The organism is Stutzerimonas sp. KH-1, assembly GCF_054483855.1.
Genome location: NZ_CM137011.1, coordinates 338,315 through 357,880, shown reverse-complemented (window position 1 = coordinate 357,880; position 19,566 = coordinate 338,315). Strand labels below are relative to the sequence as shown.

At 60.8% G+C, this 19,566-nt stretch carries 23 protein-coding genes; 12 read left to right on the top strand and 11 right to left on the bottom strand.

All coding sequences use genetic code 11. The annotated features are described in order from the left end of the window. Nucleotides 1-395 precede the first annotated feature (395 nt). Nucleotides 396-695 carry a hypothetical protein gene (locus ACX1DW_RS01850; RefSeq protein ID WP_178111474.1) on the top strand — a complete coding sequence of 100 codons (300 nt, stop codon included), beginning with the start codon at nucleotides 396-398 and terminating at the stop codon, nucleotides 693-695. Nucleotides 696-848: 153 nt separating this feature from the next. After that, on the top strand, nucleotides 849-2,174 hold the full coding sequence (locus tag ACX1DW_RS01845; RefSeq protein WP_125886302.1) for an OprD family porin: 1,326 nt from the start codon (nucleotides 849-851) through the stop codon (nucleotides 2,172-2,174). A gap of 177 nt (nucleotides 2,175-2,351) precedes the next feature. On the opposite strand, the gene ACX1DW_RS01840 is transcribed toward ACX1DW_RS01845, so the two are convergent. From ACX1DW_RS01840 to ACX1DW_RS01820, 5 genes are read right to left on the bottom strand one after another with little or no spacing between them, the layout of a single operon-like run. Further along, entirely contained in the window at nucleotides 2,352-2,795 is a 444-nt protein-coding gene (locus ACX1DW_RS01840; protein WP_125886303.1) for a DUF411 domain-containing protein, read from the bottom strand. Further along, nucleotides 2,785-3,627 carry a c-type cytochrome gene (locus ACX1DW_RS01835; protein ID WP_161612204.1) on the bottom strand — a complete coding sequence of 281 codons (843 nt, stop codon included), beginning with the start codon at nucleotides 3,625-3,627 and terminating at the stop codon, nucleotides 2,785-2,787. The genes ACX1DW_RS01840 and ACX1DW_RS01835 overlap by 11 nt, the downstream gene beginning before the upstream one ends. 9 nt (nucleotides 3,628-3,636) lie before the next feature. Beyond that, complete coding sequence (locus ACX1DW_RS01830; protein ID WP_024616827.1) at nucleotides 3,637-4,728, bottom strand: copper resistance protein B; 1,092 nt, start codon at nucleotides 4,726-4,728, stop codon at nucleotides 3,637-3,639. Then, a complete protein-coding gene (locus tag ACX1DW_RS01825) occupies nucleotides 4,718-5,032 on the bottom strand; it encodes a hypothetical protein (RefSeq protein ID WP_024616826.1) in 315 nt (104 codons plus the stop codon). The genes ACX1DW_RS01830 and ACX1DW_RS01825 overlap by 11 nt, the downstream gene beginning before the upstream one ends. Before the next feature lie 12 nt (nucleotides 5,033-5,044). Then, nucleotides 5,045-6,385, bottom strand: coding sequence for a copper resistance system multicopper oxidase (locus ACX1DW_RS01820; protein ID WP_411848385.1), 1,341 nt, complete (start codon nucleotides 6,383-6,385; stop codon nucleotides 5,045-5,047). Between the two features lie 41 nt (nucleotides 6,386-6,426). Between ACX1DW_RS01820 and ACX1DW_RS01815 the strand changes: the two genes are divergently transcribed. Genes ACX1DW_RS01815 through ACX1DW_RS01805 form a run of 3 tightly spaced genes read left to right on the top strand, consistent with a single transcriptional unit; the run spans nucleotide 6,427 to nucleotide 9,662 of the window. Beyond that, on the top strand, nucleotides 6,427-8,142 hold the full coding sequence (locus ACX1DW_RS01815; RefSeq protein WP_125852969.1) for a proline--tRNA ligase: 1,716 nt from the start codon (nucleotides 6,427-6,429) through the stop codon (nucleotides 8,140-8,142). 9 nt (nucleotides 8,143-8,151) lie between these two features. Then, on the top strand, nucleotides 8,152-9,084 hold the full coding sequence (locus tag ACX1DW_RS01810) for a hypothetical protein (protein WP_063539754.1): 933 nt from the start codon (nucleotides 8,152-8,154) through the stop codon (nucleotides 9,082-9,084). 5 nt (nucleotides 9,085-9,089) lie between these two features. Continuing rightward, nucleotides 9,090-9,662 (top strand): lytic transglycosylase domain-containing protein, encoded by a 573-nt coding sequence (locus tag ACX1DW_RS01805; RefSeq protein WP_063539753.1) that lies wholly within the window; start codon nucleotides 9,090-9,092, stop codon nucleotides 9,660-9,662. 30 nt (nucleotides 9,663-9,692) lie between these two features. Here ACX1DW_RS01805 and ACX1DW_RS01800 read toward each other — a convergent pair whose 3' ends face one another. Continuing rightward, the gene (locus tag ACX1DW_RS01800) at nucleotides 9,693-10,148 is read right to left on the bottom strand and encodes a TlpA family protein disulfide reductase (RefSeq protein ID WP_125868039.1); all 456 of its coding nucleotides are present in this window, start codon (nucleotides 10,146-10,148) and stop codon (nucleotides 9,693-9,695) included. A 219-nt stretch (nucleotides 10,149-10,367) separates the two neighbouring features. Here ACX1DW_RS01800 and ACX1DW_RS01795 point away from each other — a divergent pair, with 219 nt between their 5' ends. After that, nucleotides 10,368-10,760, top strand: a complete 393-nt coding sequence (locus ACX1DW_RS01795; RefSeq protein ID WP_102840048.1) for a hypothetical protein — start codon at nucleotides 10,368-10,370, stop codon at nucleotides 10,758-10,760. Here the strand turns inward: ACX1DW_RS01795 and ACX1DW_RS01790 are convergent, their stop codons facing one another. Then, nucleotides 10,761-10,958 (bottom strand): hypothetical protein, encoded by a 198-nt coding sequence (locus ACX1DW_RS01790; RefSeq protein WP_108242093.1) that lies wholly within the window; start codon nucleotides 10,956-10,958, stop codon nucleotides 10,761-10,763. Between the two features lie 138 nt (nucleotides 10,959-11,096). Continuing rightward, nucleotides 11,097-12,329 carry a virulence factor BrkB family protein gene (locus ACX1DW_RS01785; RefSeq protein ID WP_458992651.1) on the bottom strand — a complete coding sequence of 411 codons (1,233 nt, stop codon included), beginning with the start codon at nucleotides 12,327-12,329 and terminating at the stop codon, nucleotides 11,097-11,099. A 145-nt stretch (nucleotides 12,330-12,474) separates the two neighbouring features. Here ACX1DW_RS01785 and arsC point away from each other — a divergent pair, with 145 nt between their 5' ends. The 3 genes from arsC to ACX1DW_RS01770 are packed head-to-tail and all read left to right on the top strand — an operon-like array spanning nucleotide 12,475 to nucleotide 13,833. Then, nucleotides 12,475-12,828 (top strand): arsenate reductase (glutaredoxin), encoded by a 354-nt coding sequence (gene arsC, locus ACX1DW_RS01780; RefSeq protein WP_102840045.1) that lies wholly within the window; start codon nucleotides 12,475-12,477, stop codon nucleotides 12,826-12,828. Further along, nucleotides 12,825-13,430 carry an NAD(P)H:quinone oxidoreductase gene (gene wrbA / locus ACX1DW_RS01775; RefSeq protein ID WP_110776362.1) on the top strand — a complete coding sequence of 202 codons (606 nt, stop codon included), beginning with the start codon at nucleotides 12,825-12,827 and terminating at the stop codon, nucleotides 13,428-13,430. The genes arsC and wrbA overlap by 4 nt, the downstream gene beginning before the upstream one ends. Beyond that, nucleotides 13,423-13,833, top strand: a complete 411-nt coding sequence (locus tag ACX1DW_RS01770; RefSeq protein ID WP_102840043.1) for a DUF2069 domain-containing protein — start codon at nucleotides 13,423-13,425, stop codon at nucleotides 13,831-13,833. Before wrbA ends, ACX1DW_RS01770 begins: the two co-directional genes overlap by 8 nt. A 48-nt stretch (nucleotides 13,834-13,881) precedes the next feature. On the opposite strand, the gene hda is transcribed toward ACX1DW_RS01770, so the two are convergent. The 3 genes from hda to ACX1DW_RS01755 are packed head-to-tail and all read right to left on the bottom strand — an operon-like array spanning nucleotide 13,882 to nucleotide 16,780. Beyond that, a complete protein-coding gene (gene hda / locus ACX1DW_RS01765) occupies nucleotides 13,882-14,586 on the bottom strand; it encodes a DnaA regulatory inactivator Hda (protein ID WP_063539746.1) in 705 nt (234 codons plus the stop codon). After that, nucleotides 14,583-15,680 carry an AI-2E family transporter gene (locus tag ACX1DW_RS01760; RefSeq protein ID WP_133456556.1) on the bottom strand — a complete coding sequence of 366 codons (1,098 nt, stop codon included), beginning with the start codon at nucleotides 15,678-15,680 and terminating at the stop codon, nucleotides 14,583-14,585. Before ACX1DW_RS01760 ends, hda begins: the two co-directional genes overlap by 4 nt. A gap of 47 nt (nucleotides 15,681-15,727) precedes the next feature. Beyond that, on the bottom strand, nucleotides 15,728-16,780 hold the full coding sequence (locus ACX1DW_RS01755; protein ID WP_197860869.1) for a DUF2066 domain-containing protein: 1,053 nt from the start codon (nucleotides 16,778-16,780) through the stop codon (nucleotides 15,728-15,730). Between the two features lie 328 nt (nucleotides 16,781-17,108). Between ACX1DW_RS01755 and purM the strand changes: the two genes are divergently transcribed. The 3 genes from purM to ACX1DW_RS01740 are packed head-to-tail and all read left to right on the top strand — an operon-like array spanning nucleotide 17,109 to nucleotide 19,533. Next, nucleotides 17,109-18,167: a phosphoribosylformylglycinamidine cyclo-ligase gene (gene purM, locus ACX1DW_RS01750; RefSeq protein WP_102840040.1), complete on the top strand. Its 1,059-nt coding sequence runs from the start codon at nucleotides 17,109-17,111 to the stop codon at nucleotides 18,165-18,167. Beyond that, a complete protein-coding gene (gene purN / locus ACX1DW_RS01745) occupies nucleotides 18,167-18,814 on the top strand; it encodes a phosphoribosylglycinamide formyltransferase (protein ID WP_458992650.1) in 648 nt (215 codons plus the stop codon). Before purM ends, purN begins: the two co-directional genes overlap by 1 nt. A gap of 8 nt (nucleotides 18,815-18,822) precedes the next feature. Beyond that, complete coding sequence (locus tag ACX1DW_RS01740) at nucleotides 18,823-19,533, top strand: DUF3108 domain-containing protein (RefSeq protein WP_063539742.1); 711 nt, start codon at nucleotides 18,823-18,825, stop codon at nucleotides 19,531-19,533. Nucleotides 19,534-19,566 lie beyond the last annotated feature (33 nt).

Sequence of the window (19,566 nt, the reverse complement as noted above, 5' to 3'; positions counted from 1 at the left end):
TCGCAAAAGCCTCAAAAACGCATTTGGGTCCGCTTTTTGCAAAAGATCGAGCAGCGGGCGCTGCAATGGCTTCAAAACGCCGCAATAGGCGTCACACAGCCTGCTCTAGCGCTGCACTAGGGCTACACAGTACATTCTCTGGATGGCTTTTCGCGAACAGCGGCCATAACTGGCTAAAGCCTGATGCGGGACTAAGAAGTTGCACCCTTTCCGCTCACCGCGGACGGGCAAGCACCAAATTCAAACCAAAGGAGCAATCACAATGAAAGTGGGCGAAAACGTAAGAAATACTCGTCGAATTGATTGTTTTTTGGTCATTTGGCTAGTTTAAAAGTTGCGCCAGGTGGTATGCCGGGGAAATACATGGCTACTTCAGACCATCCCTAAATAGCGACTTGAAAGCAAAGATAGAAGATATCCAGAACCTGGAACACGAGTGTGAAGAAGCCGTGACAAAGTGCCGGGAATACCAGCATAAAAATGAGCAATTGGCGGAAAACATGGCCGCACTCACCACCCAGAAAGCGGATGTCGATAAGCAAGTGGCCGTGTTATCCCACGCATTGGAGACCACCAAAGCCGAACTGAAAACCGCCCAGGATAAAGTGGCATTTCTGACCGACGAGAATAAGGTGATTCTTCAGGAAAAAGCAGTGATCCAAGGGCAGTTTAAACAGCTTCAAGGTTCGCTATAACAATTTAATGGATGTATTTTGACCGTCTGGCTGTCAAATGCAGAAATCGTTGCCAGCCTCTAAACGAGCAAACTTGTCAAATTTGTCGGTTCTTCCACAAGACCCCTATATGCGACCACACAATGACAACTGCCAATAACATCAGGAGTATTTATGAATAACAGAACCCTGTTAGGACTTTCTCTGCTCACTCTGAGCGTCAGTACCGGGCAAGCTGCAATGGCCGCCGGCGAGAAAGGCGAGGGATTTATCGAAGGCAGCAGCCTGACCATTCTCAATCGAAATCTCTACTTCAACCGCGATTTCCGTAAAGGCCAGTCCAGCAGCTCGGGTAATGGCTATTCGGAAGAGTGGGCGCATGGCGTGATAGGCAGATTCGAGTCTGGTTTCACCGAGGGCACCATAGGCTTTGGTGTCGATGCCTTTGCCATGCTAGGGCTCAAGCTTGACACCGGCGACGGCCGTTCTGGAGCAGGCGGCACAGTCGACGTGATGCCTTACAACAGCCTCGGGCAGGCTGAGGACAACTACTCCAAACTGGGGGGCGCGGTGAAAACTCGGTTCATGGATACCGAGATCAAGGTAGGCGACGTCTTTCCTGTCAGCCCGGTCGTCCACTACGGTGATGCGCGGCTGTTACCGGAGAGCTTCCGAGGTGTCACCGTGGTCAACAGCAGCGTGGAAGGATTGTCGCTTCAAGGCGGTCGCCTCCACTCGATGAGCCAACCCAATACCAGCAGTATGCGCGACGGCTTCGCTACCTTCTACGCGGGCGAAGTCGACTCGCCATGGATCGCCTATTTCGGCGGTGATTACACGCTTAACGACAATGTGGGCTTCAGTCTCTACACCAGCCGGCTCAAGGATGCCTGGAATCAATATTACGCGGGCACCACGCTGAGCTACCCGCTTGCGGACGATGTCGCCTTGATCGGCGGGCTGAACTACTACAAGGCGGTCGATGAAGGGAGGCAGCTCCTCGGGAGCTTCGATAACAACATCTGGAGCGGCAAGGTCGGCATCCAATTCGGCGCTCATACAGTGCTGGTGGGTCTCCAGCGCAACAATGGCGATGATGACTTCGACTACTTGCGCCAATCGGACTCCATCTACCTCGACTCCGCCATCCAGTACAGCGACTTCAACTCGCCGAAGGAGAAGTCATGGCAAGTGCGCTATGACCTGAATATGGCGCCTTTCGGTGTGCCTGGATTGAGCTTCATGACTCGATATGCCCAGGGCTGGGATGCCGACTACAGCAACGCCAACGAAGTCTATATGCGCCGTGATGACAACGGCGATCCGTTGACCAACCAGAAGCGCTGGGAGCGGGACATCGAGGCCAAGTACGTTGTGCAGTCTGGGTCGTTGAAGGACATGTCCTTTCGCATTCGACAAGCCACGACTCGCGCCACCGACTTCGAGTCGGATTTGGATGAGTTCCGCCTGATTGTCGAGTACCCGCTGGAAGTTCTCTAACCCTGGCAAGCGAGCGGGTTGATTGCCCGCTCGCTCCTTGGTCCTGCTGTCCCCTCGTAGTGCTCCTTTGGTTTGGAGACAGCCCTTGGCGCCCTAGGGCGCCTTTTTTACTTAGGTTAAAGGACGTATAAAAATGAGTCGGCCACTACACACAAGCGGCCGTGCTGGCAGGCAGTACTACTGGGCGGGATATTCTGCAACGACCTGATCAGAACCCGTCTTGGTCAAGCCAATGACCTGGTAGGCATGCTGTACGCCATCGATTTCCATGCCGGGGGAGCCCGCCGGCATCCCGGGAACAGCGATGCCCAGCAGATCATCGCGCTTGGTGAGTTCGATGACCTGAGCCGCCGGCACATGACCTTCGACGAACTTGCCGTCAATCACCGCGGTGTGACAAGACGCCAACCGCGGCGCAACGCCCAGACTTTGCTTCACTGCCGTCATGTTGCTTTCGACATGGTCGACGACTTTGAAGCCATTCGCTTCGAGGTGTGAGATCCACTTCTTGCAACATCCGCAATTAGCATCACGATGGACATCAATCGTCAGGGCATCAGCGGCTTGAACTGCAGATGTGACGGAGAGAGCGGCCAGCAAGGCCAGATATTTAGCTTTCATGCACGTGCTCTTTGCCATCGGCGTGGGTATGGGTCTTGGGCGAGGCATTCGGAGTTTGCTCGGAATGATGGTCTCCGCCGCTTGGGGCGGCCTCATCCCCGGCATGGTGGTCATCGCTACTCATGTCCGAATGGTGACCTGCCTCAGGTGCGGAGCCACCCTCGCTATCAGTAGCCGCGGCATCGTGATGGCCAGGCTCTCCGGCATCACCTGTTCCATGATGGTCTTCGCCACCGCCGCTATTGCCATGATGGCCAGGCTTGTTGTCGCCGTGCTGACCTTCATGATTGTGCATTTGCGTTTCCCCACCACCATGCTGATGGCCGCCACTGGATGCGACGAGTGCTTGGTATTGCTTGGCATCCATCGCCGGCAATTGGTCAAGGAAGGCAACCATGCCCCAGATGTACTCATCGCCCATGCTCTTGCCCCACGCAGGCATACCCGTTGCCTTGATGCCATGCTTGATCACCCAGAACGCTGCTGACGGATTGCCATCGAGACCGATTTTGGCGAGGTTGGGAGGCGCAGGATAAAGCGATTGGCTTAGCTCGGTCTCCGCCACACCTGGCGCCAAATGACAGCCGATACACATGGAGTTGTAGTTGCCCGCACCGGCGCGAATAAGAGCTTGATCATCCAGGTTGGGAACCTCGATGTTCCGCGAACGGACTTCGATAGAGCGGTCACGGGCCATCGTGAGAAACGCATGCACTGCAGGAAAATGGGGATCGTCGGCCCCCACGTTGACCACGCCAAAGTAGGCACCGGCCAGGACAGCTGTGCTACCGACCACGCCGGCCGCCACCAAAGTTTTAATTGTTCTTTTCATGTCAGGTTCTCAAAACCACATCCGGATACCGGCGACAAAACGCGCCTCGTCTACATCACCGCCCTCGTCGCGCACCATGTCTGCCGTGTTGCCATAGGAGCGGCTCCAAGAAACCCCGATATAGGGGGCAAACTGCCGGACAATCTCGTAACGCAGACGTAAACCGAGCTCGGTATTGGCCAACCCGGACCCCACACCTCGCTCAGGATCGTTCTTGCCGTAGAAGTTCATTTCGGCAGTTGGCTGGAGAATCAGCCGGTTGGTCAGCAGAATGTCGTACTCGCCCTCCAGTCGGGCAGCAGTTTGGCCATTCTCGCCGACGAAGGCCGTGGCTTCGGCCTCAAAGGCGTAAAGCGCCATGCCCTGGATACCGAAGGCGGCCCAAGTCTGCGGCGACTCCGGTTTGAAGTCCTGGCGGACGCCCGCGACGACATCCCACCAAGGGCCGATCGAGCGGCCGTACAGCAGCTGTAATTCAGCGTCCTCGGTAACGCCGTTGGTACGCTCGCCTTCGGAGCGGAACCAGACCCGGTTGATATCACCGCCTACCCAACCCGACGCATCCCAGGCCAGGGTGCTGCCCTCATCTGCGTCTTGGTATTCGAGCTGATCGAGCAGGAAAAAGCTGTTGATGGCGCTGTCATGCACCTTGTGGCCAGGCAGTGGCGGGAAAGCCGCTTGGCGATCAGCATCCGTCAGAACGGGAATCGGCGTACGACTGGTAGTTCTCGGGGCTTCAGCGGAGCCATGGTTCATCTTCGAATGATCCATGCCCTCCATCTGTCCCTGCATGGTGCCGTGTCCCATCTTGCTGTGGTCCATGGCTGGGGCCTTCTCTTGGCTCTGGCTGTGGCCCATCTGGCTATGGTCCATGCTGCCCGATTCGCTCTGCATGGCACCATGATCCATCTTGCTGTGATCCATGCCCTCCATCGGCGCTTTGGCGGAACCGTGGCCCATCTGGCTGTGGTCCATCGACATGGAGCCGTGCCCCATTGCCGAATGATCCATTTCTTCCGCAGCCTGGGTAACGCCGCCGCTGAGTGCACTCAGCGACACGACCAGCGCTATGAGGGACGGGCGTGAAAACCTAGTGGTCATGGTTCGAACCTGCTTCGGCTTCGGTGCCGCCATGCTTATCCATCATCTTCTCGTGCCCCATATCGTCATGGTTCATGCCCTCATGATCCATGGTGCCATGATCCATCTGCTGGCCAGCGGCCTTGCCTTTCGATTGATCTGCAGGCTTGTCACTGATGGCCTCGGGCGCAGCCGACTCGGCAGCATGTTGTTCGTGCTCGCTGTGCCCCTCACCTGCCAATGACGTCGGCGCGTACAAAGCAGCCAAAAAACTGAACATCGCTGCGCTGCCAAACAGGGCATTACGCTTCATAAAAGTACTCATCAGAAATCTCCTTTACTCATCCACACGGACTTCACGGAACATGCCCATTTCCATGTGGAGCAACAGGTGGCAGTGGTAGGCCCAACGCCCCAACGCATCGGCGGTCACCCGATAGCTGCGCTTGGAACCTGGCGGCATGTCGATGGTGTGTTTACGCACCAGGAAATTGCCGTTCGCATCCTCCAGGTCGCTCCACATGCCATGAAGATGGATCGGATGAGTCATCATGGTGTCGTTGACCAGCGTGATGCGAACACGCTCGCCGTACTTGAGGCGCAGAGGCTCGGCGTCAGAGAACTTGATGCCATCGAAGGACCAGGAGAATTTCTCCATGTGCCCGGTAAGGTGCAGCTCGATGGTGCGACTTGGTTCGCGACCATCCGGGTCGAGGAAGGTGCTGCGCAGGTCAGAGTACGTGAGGACGCGTCGGCCGTTGTCTCGCAAACCAATACCTGGGTCGTCCAACTTATGCGTTGGTGTCATTGTTTGCATATCGACCAGCGGGTTGTTGGTCTCTGAGGCTGGGTGTGCCTGCATGGCACCTGCCATGCCTGCCATGCCACCCTGCATGCTCCCATGATCCATGCCCGCCATACTGCCGTGGTCCATTCCGGCCATGTTCCCGTGATCCATACCGCCCATGCTGCCGTGATCCATACCCATGTCGCCCATCGCAATCAGCGGACGCGGGTCGGGGCTGGGTACTGGTGCACTCAACCCCTCCTGTACAGCAAGGGTGCCGCGCGCATAGCCAGTGCGGTCCATGGATTGGGCAAACACGGTATAGGCCTGTTCGCTGTCTGGTTCGATGATCACGTCGTAGGTCTCGGCCACGGCGATACGGAACTCGTCGACGCTGACCGGTTTGACGTGCAGACCATCGGCCGCAACCACAGTCATCTTCAGGCCTGGGATGCGCACATCGAAATAGGTCATAGCCGAGGCATTAATGAACCGCAGGCGGATCTTTTCGCCTGGTTTGAATATGCCGGTCCAGTTGCCATCAGGTGCCTGGCCATTCATCAGGTAGGTGTAGGTGTAGCCACTGACGTCAGCGAGATCCGTCGGGCTCATCTTCATCTCGGCCCACATCTTGCGATCGGCTACGGCGGCGGACCAACCCATCTCGCTTACGTCATCGATGAAGTCACCAACGGTGCGTTTGTGCTGGTTGTAGTAGTCCGACTGTTTCTTGAGCTTGGCCAGTACCCGCGTTGGATTTTCATCCGTCCAGTCGCTCAGCAACACGACGTAATCACGGTCGTAACTGAAGGGCTCGGGCTCCTTGGCATCGATTCCGTCGCCCAAGCGACCGTACCTGTCCTGTACGCCGCACCACGCGCGCCGTACAATGCCGAGCCTAATTCCAGCCTCTGCAAGGACATAACGGCCACATGCGCACCAGTCAGTTCCTGCTCTCGACCCTCAAAGAAACCCCTTCCGATGCGGTGGTGATCAGTCACCAGCTGATGCTGCGTGCCGGAATGATCCGCAAGCTGGCGTCCGGCCTCTACACCTGGATGCCGATGGGGCTGCGAGCGCTACGCAAGGCCGAGGCCATCGTTCGCGAGGAAATGAACAAGGCAGGCGCGCTGGAAGTCCTGATGCCCGCCATCCAGCCGGCCGAACTTTGGCAGGAATCCGGTCGCTGGGAGCAATACGGACCGGAGCTGCTGCGCCTGAAGGATCGCCATGACCGCGAGTTCTGTGTCGGCCCGACCCATGAGGAAGTCATCACCGATCTGGCGCGCAATGAGCTGAACAGCTACAAGCAGCTGCCGATCAACTTCTATCAGATCCAGACCAAGTTCCGCGACGAGATCCGCCCGCGCTTCGGGCTCATGCGTGGGCGCGAGTTCCTGATGAAGGATGCCTACTCCTTTCATCTGAATCAGGAGTCGCTGCAGGAAACCTACGACCGGATGCATCGGGCCTACTGCAACATCTTCACCCGCCTAGGCTTGAACTTCCGTCCGGTGCAGGCCGACACCGGCTCCATCGGCGGCACCGGCTCCCACGAATTTCATGTACTGGCCGAATCCGGCGAGGACGATATCGCCTTCAGCGATTCCTCCGACTACGCGGCCAACATCGAGAAGGCCGAAGCCATCCCGCGCGAAACCGAACGCGCAGCCCCTGGCGAAGAGTTGCGCCTGATCGATACACCGGATGCCAAGACCATCATCGAGCTGGTCGAGCAGTTCGGCGTGGCCATCGAGAAAACCGTCAAGACGCTTGTGGTGCACGGCGTCGAGAAAGGCCAGCTGGTCGCCCTGATCGTACGCGGCGACCATGAACTGAACGAGATCAAGGCCGCCAATCTGGCGCAGGTCGCCAGTCCGCTGGTATTCGCCTCGGAAGCCGAGATCCGTGCCGCCATCGGCGCCGGCCCCGGTTCACTGGGCCCGCTGAACCTGCCGATTCCTTGTGTGATCGACCGCTCCGTCGCACTGATGAGCGACTTCTCCGCCGGCGCCAACATCGATGACAAGCACTATCTCGGCCTGAACTGGGAGCGCGACCTGCCGTTGCCGCAGATCGCCGACCTTCGCAACGTGGTCGCTGGCGACCCCAGCCCGGACGGCAAGGGCAGCCTGGTAATCAAGCGCGGCATCGAAGTCGGTCATATCTTCCAGCTCGGCACCAAGTACAGCGAAGCGATGAACTGCCAGGTCATGGGCGAGAACGGCAAGCCGGCGACCCTGATCATGGGCTGCTACGGCATCGGGGTTTCCCGCGTGGTCGCTGCGGCTATCGAGCAGAACTACGACGAGCGCGGCATTCTCTGGCCGGACGCCCTGGCACCGTTCCAGATTGCGCTGGTACCGATGAAATACGAGACCGAGGCGGTCCGCGAAGCTACCGACAACCTCTACGCCGAGCTGACCGCAGCCGGCTACGAAGTTCTGCTCGACGACCGTGACAAAAAGACCAGTCCTGGCGTCAAATTCGCCGACATGGAGCTGATCGGCATCCCGCACCGCATCGTCATCAGCGATCGTGGATTGGCGGACGGCACGCTGGAATACAAGCATCGCCGCGATGCCCAACCACAGCAGGTAGCCGTTTCAGATATCCTCTCCTTCATCAATTCGCGTGTTCATCGCTGACCGGAAACCATGCTCAACCGACATCTTGTCGCTTCAACCAGCGCCGCGCTCTGCGCGGCGCTTCTGCTTGGCGGCTGCGCCAATCACCTGCCTCAGCGCAGCGAGCACGAAGCGCGCACCGAACGCAAACTGCTCGACCACAGCCTGCGCATCGAGCTCGGCGAACCACAGGTACTCGAGCTGCCACAACGGCGAATTCGTGTGCAGGAGCAGAAGACGTTCGAAGTGACCGACTTCGAAGTCACACGCCGTTATGATCGCTATACGCCCTATCAGCCGTGGCGCGAGCTGTACGAAATCCCGATGGGGGTCGTCGCAGTAGTCGCCGGGGTCGGCGCCAACGTGCTCAACGTAGTGATGCTCGGGAACATCCCCGAACGCGCCACACGAGACTGGATCAGCTACGGTTTCGCCGGTCTCAATCCGTTCATGAACGTCGAGTCCAATGGACGCTCGCAGCAAAATCTCGCCAGCCTCGATGAGCAGCGACGGGATGCTCGGCTCGAGTACAGCAGCCTGCCCTGGGCCGAACGGCCGGTTCGGGTCGTCGCCGGTTCGCAGACGCACGAACTGACCACCGACCGCTACGGCGTACTTCGCCTGAACCTGCTCGACGGATCGTTCGCTGACCAGGATGTCACTCAGGTGGGCAAGCTGCAGCTATCGGTAGAAGATTCGCAGGACGGTACGCGAGCTGACGCCACGCTACTGGTCAGCCACAAGCTGCGCGGCAAGCTGCAGGAGGCGCATAACCTCATATTCGATGACCTCGAGGGCGACGATGTGGCGCAATGGGTGCATCGAGTCAGACGGCTGTCCGAGCTCGGCATGGAAGAGGAAGCCAGCGAGCTGGAGCAGAGCCTGATCGAGCTGACGCGCAACGACCCTGAGTTGCAGAAGCAGTTTCTGGACAGCCTGATCGAAGGCAGCGACGGAAACTAAACCCGATGATCCCGCGGATGCTCGTTCTGCCGTTGCTTCTGGCGCTGGCGTTGTCGGCAAACGCCAACATCCGCCAGGCGCCTGAACCCGAGCTACGCGATCTTATGCAGCGTACCGTTGCGGAGGCTGACAGCTTTCAGGACCGCTTCGACGCGGAAGTCTGGCTGGTGGACATGTCCGGCCGCCTCAAGCGCTACCTTCCAGACGCTGGGGAGCGCCTGACGCTCCTCAGGCTGGTACACCGCGAAGCGAGCAAAGCCGGCCTGCAACCGGAGCTGGTCCTGGCGCTGATCCACGCCGAAAGCCATTTCGACCGCTTCGCCATATCCAGCGTCGGCGCACAGGGCATGATGCAGGTAATGCCGTTCTGGAAGGCGGAACTCGGACGACCGCAGGACAACCTGACCGACAACGCCACCAATCTGCGCTATGGCTGCACCATCCTGAGCTATTACCTTCGCAAGGAAAACGGCGACATCAACCGAGCGCTGGCCCGCTACAACGGCAGCCTTGGCAAGAATCGCTATCCAGCCAAGGTGATCGGCTTCTGGCAGGACTTCTGGTACGTCAAACCGTAAGCGACTCGCAGCCGGAACCACTGGCGCGGATTACTCGCCGCGCAGCTGCTTGAGGTGCTCGAGTATGCCCTCGGCGGTCTGCTCGCCAACCAACTGCTTGCGAACCCTGCCTTCGTCATCCACCAGATAGCTCACCGGCAACACTGCGCTGCGGGACAGCTGCAATCGCTCGGCCGGATCGTCGCTCAGCACCTTGAAGCGAATGCCAAGGGCTTGTGCCGCCTGCGCAAGCTCCTCCCCTCGCAGCTCGTCGAAATTGACACCGAGCACCTCCAGCTGCCGCTCCTGCTCGGCCAGGGTATTGAGTTCAGGAATCTCCGTACGACAAGGGCCGCACCACTCGGCCCAGTAATTGATCAGCAGCCACTTGCCCTGCAGATCGGCAGCGGTCACGTCCCTGCCGTACTGATCCGGCCCCCAACTGCTGTCACAGGCGGCGAGCAGCACGCAGGCGAAGATGAAAAGCGATGAACGTAGTTTGACCATGAGCGATGCCTCGTCGGAATGAGCGGAAGGATACCGCGTACTCCCCGGCCGAGCACGATCAGGCAGCCGGTTGCGGGCATCGAACGGTGACGCCAAATAAGCGCCGCGTTTTCACTGTTCTGCGAGTCCCGTCACGCCGCCCATCGCTCAAGTGCACAGTTTTCGCCGGACCGGACTGCCTATAATTCCGCACCTCACCGACTAACCAGTAGCGAAGCCATGTCTCAACACAATGACAAACTGATCGGTAGTGTGCCGTCGCGCATCGTCGAGCAAGCAGCCATTTCGCTGACCACTTATGACGGTCGCATCGCTGAGTTCAATGTTGCCAGCTGGCTCCAGCTGCAGGGAAAGGCGGGACTGATGGTCTCGCTGGTTGCCAAGTACCGCGACGGACAACAGCAGCGGGAAGCGGCTATCGATCACGGCCGAACCGATGGCGCCGGCAAGATCCTGCTCTCCGGTATCGCCCGGCTACCGGTAAAGCAGAAGATCGAAGATCTGCAGATTCATCTTCGACCGGCCTCGGCGGTGGTCGCCGTATCCGTTGAAGAACTGTTCGTGCATCCCGTCGAGCCCGTCACGGCTGAGCGCATTACCGCACAAGCCTGATCAGCCACTCACCTGCTTCGACGTGTCCGGCACGTTTTGCACAGCTTCTGCCTGTTGCCCGCTCCGCCCCTCCGACCGGTCCACCAGAGATTCGGGCCACTGTGTGAAACGCAGACCAGTCAGGCGATTCAAGGCATCCAGCGCGGCGTCAGGCGCTCGCTGGTGCAGATAAAGAATGGTGCTGCGCTTGCCGTTCATCACGCCGTCCTCTCAACCATCATATCCATTGCCAGAAGCATGCCAGCATTCGAGCCGAGGCCCGATACTCCTCAGGGCGCGGCGTGCGGCCGGCTTCCGCCCGGCCCAAGCGCCCCAGAAAACTGCGCAATCATTCCGTTACTGACGATTTTTGTCACCACCGGCCTCCAACCAGTCCGCCAGGCTGCCACCGAACAGATTGGTCTGCTCCTGTTGCAGCAGCTGCAGCGAACGACGCAGCGTCGGGTACCAGGGCTCGTCGAGCTGCTCCGGTAGCGCGTCGCGTGCCGACAAGGGCCAGGGATTGCAGCGCAGCAGCTGATCGAGGCTGTAATGCCCGAGGTCTCGACACAGCACCCAGCCGCCCGTACCAGTGCGGCAAACCAGCTGCTCCTGCTCGAAGAAGCCAAGGATTTCGTCCCATTCGTCCTCGGGTAGGCGCAGGCCGGCCCGGTGCAGGTCACGCAGATGTAGTTCCCTGCCCTCCTGCTGACGCTGGTGCAGCGTGCGCAGCAGCATCAGCATGACCAGCAGCCGCGGCAAAGGGCGGCGGCGCCATTGCTGTGAGGAGGACAACCCGCAGACCAGCTCGGCGCCGAACAGCACGATCATCCATGACAGATAGACCCAGAGCAGAAACAGCGGAACGGCGGCAAACGCGCCGTAGATCAACTGATAGCTGGGAAAGTAGCTGACATAAAGACCGAACAGCTGCTTCGCCGTTTCGAACAGCACCGCGGTGAAGACTCCGCCCACCAGGGCGTGACGTAGCGGCACCCGCGTATTGGGCACGGCGGCATAGATCAAGGTGAACGCGGCGACACTGAGCAGCAATGGCATGACCTTGATCAGCGTGCCCACGCCAATGAGCGCATAGGGCCCGGAGATCAATGAAAGCGAGGCGACATATGTACTGGTCGCGAAGCCGGCGCCGAGCAGCAGTGGGCCTAGGCTGAGAATGGCCCAGTAGAGCAGAAAGCTGGACACGCCACGCCGGGGCTGCCGAACGCGCCAGATCGTATTGAACGCCTTTTCGATCGTCAGCAGCATCATCAGCGCAGTGGCCATGAGAAACCCGACACCGAACCAAGTCAGCTGCCGTGCCTGGCTGGTGAAGGCCAGGAGGTATTCCTGAATGGTCGCACCGGTCGATGGGATGAAGTTGTTGAAAATGTAGTACTGGATCTGTTCGCCGACGCCCTTGAACGCCGGAATCGCCGAGAGCATGGCGAAGGTCACCGTCATCATCGGCACCACGGCGAACAGCGTGGTATAGGTCAGCGCCGCAGCACTGTGGGGCCCTCGATCCGTCAGGAAACGCCTGACCAGGAAACGGCCGAATTCCAGCATGTTATCGATGCGCTGATGCATCCATTCTCCCTTAGAGGCACGACGACCCCGAGATCTTGCCGCAGCGGACAGATGCCGTCCCTGCAAATGGCCCGTGCTGCACATTTCGGCAGGCACCCCGTTGAAGGTTAGAATGGCCACCTCAACCGGCGAGACGCAACCTCAAATGACCGAACTCACGCTTTATCACAATCCGCGCTGCTCCAAATCACGCGCTGCACTGGAGCTCCTTGAAGCTCGCGGGCTGAAACCCGAGATCGTGCGTTATCTGGATTCCCCGCTTTCGACCAGCGAACTCAAAGAGCTGCTGAACAAGCTGGGACTTACCGCCCGGCAGCTATTGCGGACCGGCGAAGACGAGTACAAGACGCTCGAACTGGCTGATGCCGGACTGGAGGAAGCCCAGCTGATCGCAGCGATGGTCGAGCACCCGAAGCTGATCGAGCGTCCGATCCTGGTCGCTGGCGACAAGGCCATCATCGGCCGACCGCCGGAAAAGGTTCTGGAGATATTGCCGTGAGTGCGCCCTACGTTCTCGTGCTCTACTACAGCCGCCACGGCGCCACTGCTGAAATGGCGAGACAGATCGCACGCGGTATCGAACTGACCGGCATGGAGGCGCGCCTGCGCACCGTCCCGGCGGTCTCCACAGAATGCGAAGCCGTCGCACCGAGCATCCCGGACTCCGGCGCGCTCTATGCGACGCTCGATGATCTGAAGAACTGTGCCGGGCTTGCACTGGGCAGCCCGACCCGCTTCGGCAACATGGCAGCGCCAATGAAGTACTTCCTCGATGGCACCAGCAGCCTGTGGCTCACCGGCGAACTGGTTGGCAAGCCAGCCGGCGTATTCACCTCGACGTCCAGTCTGCACGGCGGCCAGGAAAGCACCTTGCTCTCAATGCTGCTGCCGCTGTTGCACCACGGCATGCTGATACTCGGTCTGCCCTACAGCGAGAATGCCCTACTGGAAACCCGCGGCGGCGGTACACCCTACGGCGCCAGCCATCATGCAGGGGCGGACGGCAAGCGTCTGCTCGACGAGCATGAAATCGCCCTTTGCCGCGCGCTGGGGCAACGGCTCGCGCGCACCGCTCAACAGCTGGAGACCCATCGTGGCTAAGAAGCGCAAAACCCTACCGACGCTGGAATGGCTCAAGCCACGGCTCAGGCTCAGCCGGGCCATCAGCCTCGCCAGCTTCTTCGGCCTCGCTGCGCTGCTGGTTGTATGGAATCTGGTATTTGCCGATCTTCACGGAGCGCGCATCTGGGTAGTCCTGAGCATCCAGCTGATTCCATTACTGTTGGTTGCCCCAGGAATGATCGCTGGCAGTCCGCGAGCGCATGCCTGGACCTGCTTCATCGTCAACCTTTACTTCATCCAGGGCGTGCTGGCCGCCATCGACCCGGCGCGCATGGTCTACGGATGGCTGGAAGCGTTCATCAGCCTGACGTTGTTCATCGCAGCTTTGCTGTATACCCGTTGGGCCTATCAATACGAACGCAAGCTCGCGGGAGAAAGCTGACCGCTGGGCCGACCGGGATGCAAACATGCGCTCGCGTCCCGAGCGGCACTACCAGCCAAGCGTTTCCTTGAGGAAGGGAATGGTCAGCTTGCGCTGCGCCTGCAGCGAGGCTTGGTCCAGCTCGTCGAGCAACTCGAAAAGCGCGCTCATGCTGCGCGAACCACGGGTCAGGATGAAACGACCGACATCATCCGGCAGGTTGAGCCCGCGGCGCGAAGCACGCAGCTGCAGCGCACGCAGCTTGTCCTCGTCGGTCAGCTGCTGCAGCTGGAACACCAGCGCCAGGCTCAGGCGCGACTTGAGGTCAGGCAGCTCGACCGCCAGTTCGCGTGGCGATGCATCCGCTGCCAGCAGCAGCCGCCGCCCGGCATCGCGCAGGCGGTTGAACAGATGAAACAAGGCCTCTTCCCAGATCGCGTCACCCGCCACGGCATCGAGATCATCCAGGCACACCAGTTCGCTCTGCTCGAGATTGTCCAGCAGGGCCGGCCCGTACTCAGCGACATCGGCCAGCGGTAGATAGACCGCCAATTCGCCGCGCTCCTCGACCCTCAAACAGGCCGCCTGCAGCAGATGGCTACGACCGACGCCGGTTTGCCCCCAGAGGTAGATCAGTTCATCGGACCACCCTGCGGCAGGCGAGCACAACCGTTCGACATAGCCTAGGGCAGCCGCGTTGGCGCCCGGATAGAAGTTGGCGAAGGTGGCGTCGTCGCGCAGACGAACGCCGAGAGGAAGCTGGATGGGTTTCATGGCTGGCTGGGTGGTTCGGCCGGTGCACCGGCGGGCTCGGCGTAAAGGTCCGAGAGTTTATAGAGATCATGGACGTGGCGCAGCAGAACCATGATCACCGCAGCCACCGGCAATGCCAGCAACACGCCGGTGAACCCGAACAGCTGGCCGCCAGCGAGCACGGCGAAGATCACCGCGACCGGATGCAGCCCGATGCGATCGCCTACCAGCAGCGGCGTCAGCAGCATGCCTTCGAGCATCTGCCCGACCGTGAACACGGCGGCCACTCCCAGCAGCGGATAGGGCGCCAGGCCGAACTGGAACAGCACGGCCACCACGGCCGCACCAATGCCGACAACGAATCCCATGTAGGGAACGATGCTGGCGAGCCCGGCCAACACGCCGATGAGCAGCCCCAGCTCCAGCCCCACCAGCATCAGGCCGGAAGCATAGATGACCGCCAACGCCAACATCACCAGCAGCTGGCCACGCAGGAAAGCACCGATGACTTCATGGCATTCGCTCATCAGGCCAACGATCATCCCTTCACGCCGGCGCGGCAGCAAACTGCGCAACTTGCGCATGATCAGATCCCAGTCACGCAGCAGGTAGAAGCTGACCACCGGGATGAGCAGCAGATTGCCCAGCCATGCCAGCAGCGCCAGACTTGAAGCGGTGGCCTGGCTCAGGATCACACCGAGCACATCGGTGGTGCTGCCCAGATGAGCGCTGAATGCGGCCTTGAGCTGATCCAGGCGCCAGAAGTTCTCTTCCAGCCCGAACTGCGCCTGCGCCCAAGGCAGCGCCTGGTGCTGCAGCCAGTCGAGCGCCAGCGGAGCCAGCTGGTACAACCGCATCAGCTGCTTACCCAGCATCGGCACCAGCACCAGCAACATCAACAGCATCAACAGGCTGAAGAGGGTGAACACCGCGATCACCCCCCAGGTCCGCGACAGCCCCCAGCGCTCCAGTCGATCGACCAGCGGATCACCCAGATAGGCCAGCAGGATGCCGATCAGAAACGGCGTGAGGATAGGCGTCAGCAGGTACACCAGCCAAGCACACAGCAACAGTGCCGCCAGCCAGAGCCAGCGGTTCGAATCATTTACGGACATGCTCTCTGCCTTCCTTGCACATACTTAGCGCGCCGGACACGGCGGCATCACCAGCGGAAACGCAGCACCGGGCCACTGTCGGTCGGCATGGTCGGCGCACCGACCGGCTCGCTGGTGTCAACCTGCTCTTGATTCATCGGCTGCTGCGCATCCAGCGGCGACTGATCCCCACTGACCTCCTGCAAGCGCGCCAGCGACAACTGCGCACGTAATTGTTCCGGACTGGCCTTGACGCGGTAGACCAGGCGATCACTCTCGACTCGCAGAAGCGTGCCGGCGAACGGCTCGAGCAGGCGCTCGAGTTCGGCAAAACGCGCCACGTCGGCGCCCATGATCTCCAACGTAATCTCCGATGCGGCACCGGGCTCGACTACATAGCGGGGCGCGAGATACTGACTGACCGCCAGCATCACCGCATCGGCAAGCATTGCCGGATTTTCGCCCTCGGCCTTGCCGGCGCGCTGCTGGTCATCGACCCATACGTTCCACTGGGCACTGTCCCCACTCGCATGCACGGCGAGCACCACATCGGCGTCGTAGCGCTCGGACGGCTCGCCAAGCAGCTCGGGACGCGCCTCGGCCAGACTCTCAGGAGTCGCCAGCAATTGTTCCGACAGATCAGCCAACGGCAGACGCAGCGGCAGGCCTCGGTGCTGCGCGGCGCGGCGAAGGATATCGGCACTGTCCTGGCCGTCTCCGACCAGCTGCGTGCCGTCCACGCTGTCATTCAGCCACCATGCCAGCACCGTCGGGCGATTCACTCCCCACAGGGCGACACCGGCACGCCGCAGGCTGCGTTCGGTGGTAGCCGGATCGAAATCGACGACGATGTGATCGCCTTCGTAGCCATACTTGCTGATCAGCTGCTGGGGGTCGGCACGCAGCGCGGCAACCGCCTCGCGCTTGACCACCTCGGCATCGCCGGTCAGGCGCAGCACCAGCGTATCGAAAGCCCGCTGCAGCGCCGCGGCGCGCTCCTCGGTCTGTTGACCGGAAACGGGTTCGCGCACTTCATATAGGTTTCGAAGCGGCTCGGCATGGCCAGGCAGAGCCGCCCCGAACGCGATGCACAGGGCAAGTAAGCGGAAGATGAGGCGCATGGTCGTTCTCGCAGACCACCAGTGGCTGGCGGCGTGAAGGGGATATGGAGCGCTACACCTTAAACAGCCCGCCCCGAGGCGGCAACCGCCTGCCTCACAGTTGGCATGCAGGAATCACGACGCCAGCACCGGCGACCGCCGGCGGGATGGCCGCTAAGCAGCAAGCCTGATAAAATCGCGCGCTTTCCGCAGACCGGTCCGACGCTTGTTCGAGCCCTGCAATCGGACACCAGGCAAACGCGGCGCCGAACAGGGCAAGCGTATTGCTGAGGCCGAACGCAGCGACTGACCGATCGCCACCCGCACTCCTTCCACAGGCCCGGATTCTATGAGCAAGCAACCCTCCCTCAGCTACAAGGACGCAGGCGTCGATATCGATGCAGGCGAAGCGCTGGTCGAACGCATCAAGGGCGTGGCCAAACGCACCGCACGACCTGAGGTGATGGGTGGCCTGGGCGGCTTCGGCGCCCTGTGCGAAATCCCGGCGGGCTACAAGCAGCCGGTGCTGGTATCCGGCACCGACGGCGTCGGCACCAAGCTGCGTCTGGCGCTGAACCTGAACAAGCACGACAGCATCGGCCAGGATCTGGTCGCCATGTGCGTCAATGATCTGGTCGTCTGTGGCGCCGAGCCGCTGTTCTTCCTCGACTACTACGCCACCGGCAAGCTCAACGTCGACGTGGCCGCCACCGTGGTCACCGGCATCGGCGCCGGTTGCGAACTGGCCGGCTGCTCCCTGGTAGGTGGCGAAACCGCCGAGATGCCGGGCATGTACGAAGGCGAAGACTACGATCTGGCCGGCTTCTGCGTCGGCGTGGTGGAAAAGAGCGAGATCATCGACGGTACCAAGGTGCAGACCGGCGATGCACTGATTGCCCTGCCCTCTTCCGGCCCGCACTCCAACGGCTACTCGCTGATCCGCAAGATCATCGAGGTGGCCGGTGCCGACATCGAGAACATCCAGCTCGACGGCAGGCCGCTCACTGAGCTGCTAATGGCGCCGACCCGCATCTATGTCAAACCGCTGCTCAAGCTGATCAAGGACACCGGCGCGGTCAAGGCCATGGCCCACATCACCGGTGGCGGCCTGCTCGACAACATCCCACGTGTGCTGCCCGAAGGCGCCCAGGCGGTGATCGACGTTGCCAGCTGGTCCCGCCCTGCGGTGTTCGACTGGCTGCAGGAGAAAGGCAACGTCGACGAACACGAGATGCACCGCGTGCTCAACTGCGGCGTCGGCATGGTCATCTGCGTCGCCCAGGATCAGGTCGAATCCGCCCTGGCCAACCTGCGAGCATCCGGTGAAGCGCCCTGGGTCATCGGCCGGATCGACGCTGCAGCGCAAGGTGCGGAGCGCGTCGTGCTGAACAACCTGAAACAGCACTGATGGCTGCAACCTGCAATGTGGTGGTGCTGATCTCCGGCTCCGGCAGCAACCTGCAGGCGCTGATCGATAGCCAGGCTGAGGGGAATCCGGCACGCATTTGCGCGGTGATCGCCAACCGCGCCGACGCCTTCGGCCTGATCCGCGCCCAGGGCGCGGGCATCCCCACCACCGCACTGGATCACAAGGCGTTCGACGGCCGCGAGGCCTTCGATGCCGCGCTGATGCAGGCCATCGATGCCTATATGCCCGATCTGGTAGTACTGGCTGGCTTCATGCGTATCCTGACGCCCGCTTTCGTGCGTCACTACCAGGGCCGGCTGCTGAACATCCATCCTTCCCTGCTGCCGAAGTACAAGGGGCTCGATACCCATCGACGCGCCCTCGACGCGGGAGACGCGGAGCACGGCTGCAGCGTCCACTTCGTTACCGAGGAGCTAGACGGTGGGCCGGTGGCGATCCAGGCGAGCCTGCCTGTTCAGCCGGGCGAGAGCATCGACGGGCTGACCCAACGGGTGCATGTCGCCGAGCACCAGATCTACCCGCTGGCCGTGCGCTGGTTCGCCGAGGGACGCTTGCGCCTCGCCGAACAAGGCGCGATGCTGGACGGCGCCATCCTGCCGGCTTCCGGCTATCAGATCAGAATCTAGGAGACACCATGCGTCGCGCCTTGCTGCTCGCTCTTGCCGTACTGGCCCTTCCGGTCCAGGCCCTGGAGCTCAAGCCCTTCTCCGCCAGCTATACCGCCGACTGGAAACAAGTGCCGATGAGCGGCACCGCCCAGCGCAATCTGGAGCAACTTGACGACGGCAGCTGGCGCCTGGATTTCGAGGCCTCGATGCTGGTCGCCAGCTTCAACGAGCGCAGCACCTTTCGCACCGAGGGCGATACGTTTCTGCCGCAGAGCTATCGACTCAAGCGCAGCGGGCTGGGCAAGGGCAAGCGCGTGGAACACCGCTTCGACTGGGCCAACAAGCAGGTCGAGGGCAGTGACCGCGGTGACCCGGTGAAATTGCCGCTGCATCGCGGCCTGCTAGACAAGTCTACCTACCAGCTGGCATTGCAACATGAAGTGGCCGCCGGCAAGCAGAGCATGAGCTACCAGGTAGTCGACGGCGACGAGATCGAAACCTACGACTTCCGTGTACTCGGCGAGGAAAAGGTCAGCACCAAGGCCGGCCAGGTCGATGCGATCAAGGTCGAGCGCGTGCGTGACCCGACCCAGAGTAAGCGCGAAACCATCCTCTGGTTCGCCAAGGACTGGGACTACCTGCTGGTCCGCCTGCATCAGGTAGAGAAGGACGGCAAGGAATACCAGATCATGCTCGAAGAGGGCAGCGTTGGCGGCAAGACCGTCAAAGGCAACTGATCCATCGCGGCGGCCATTGATGCCGCCGCACCT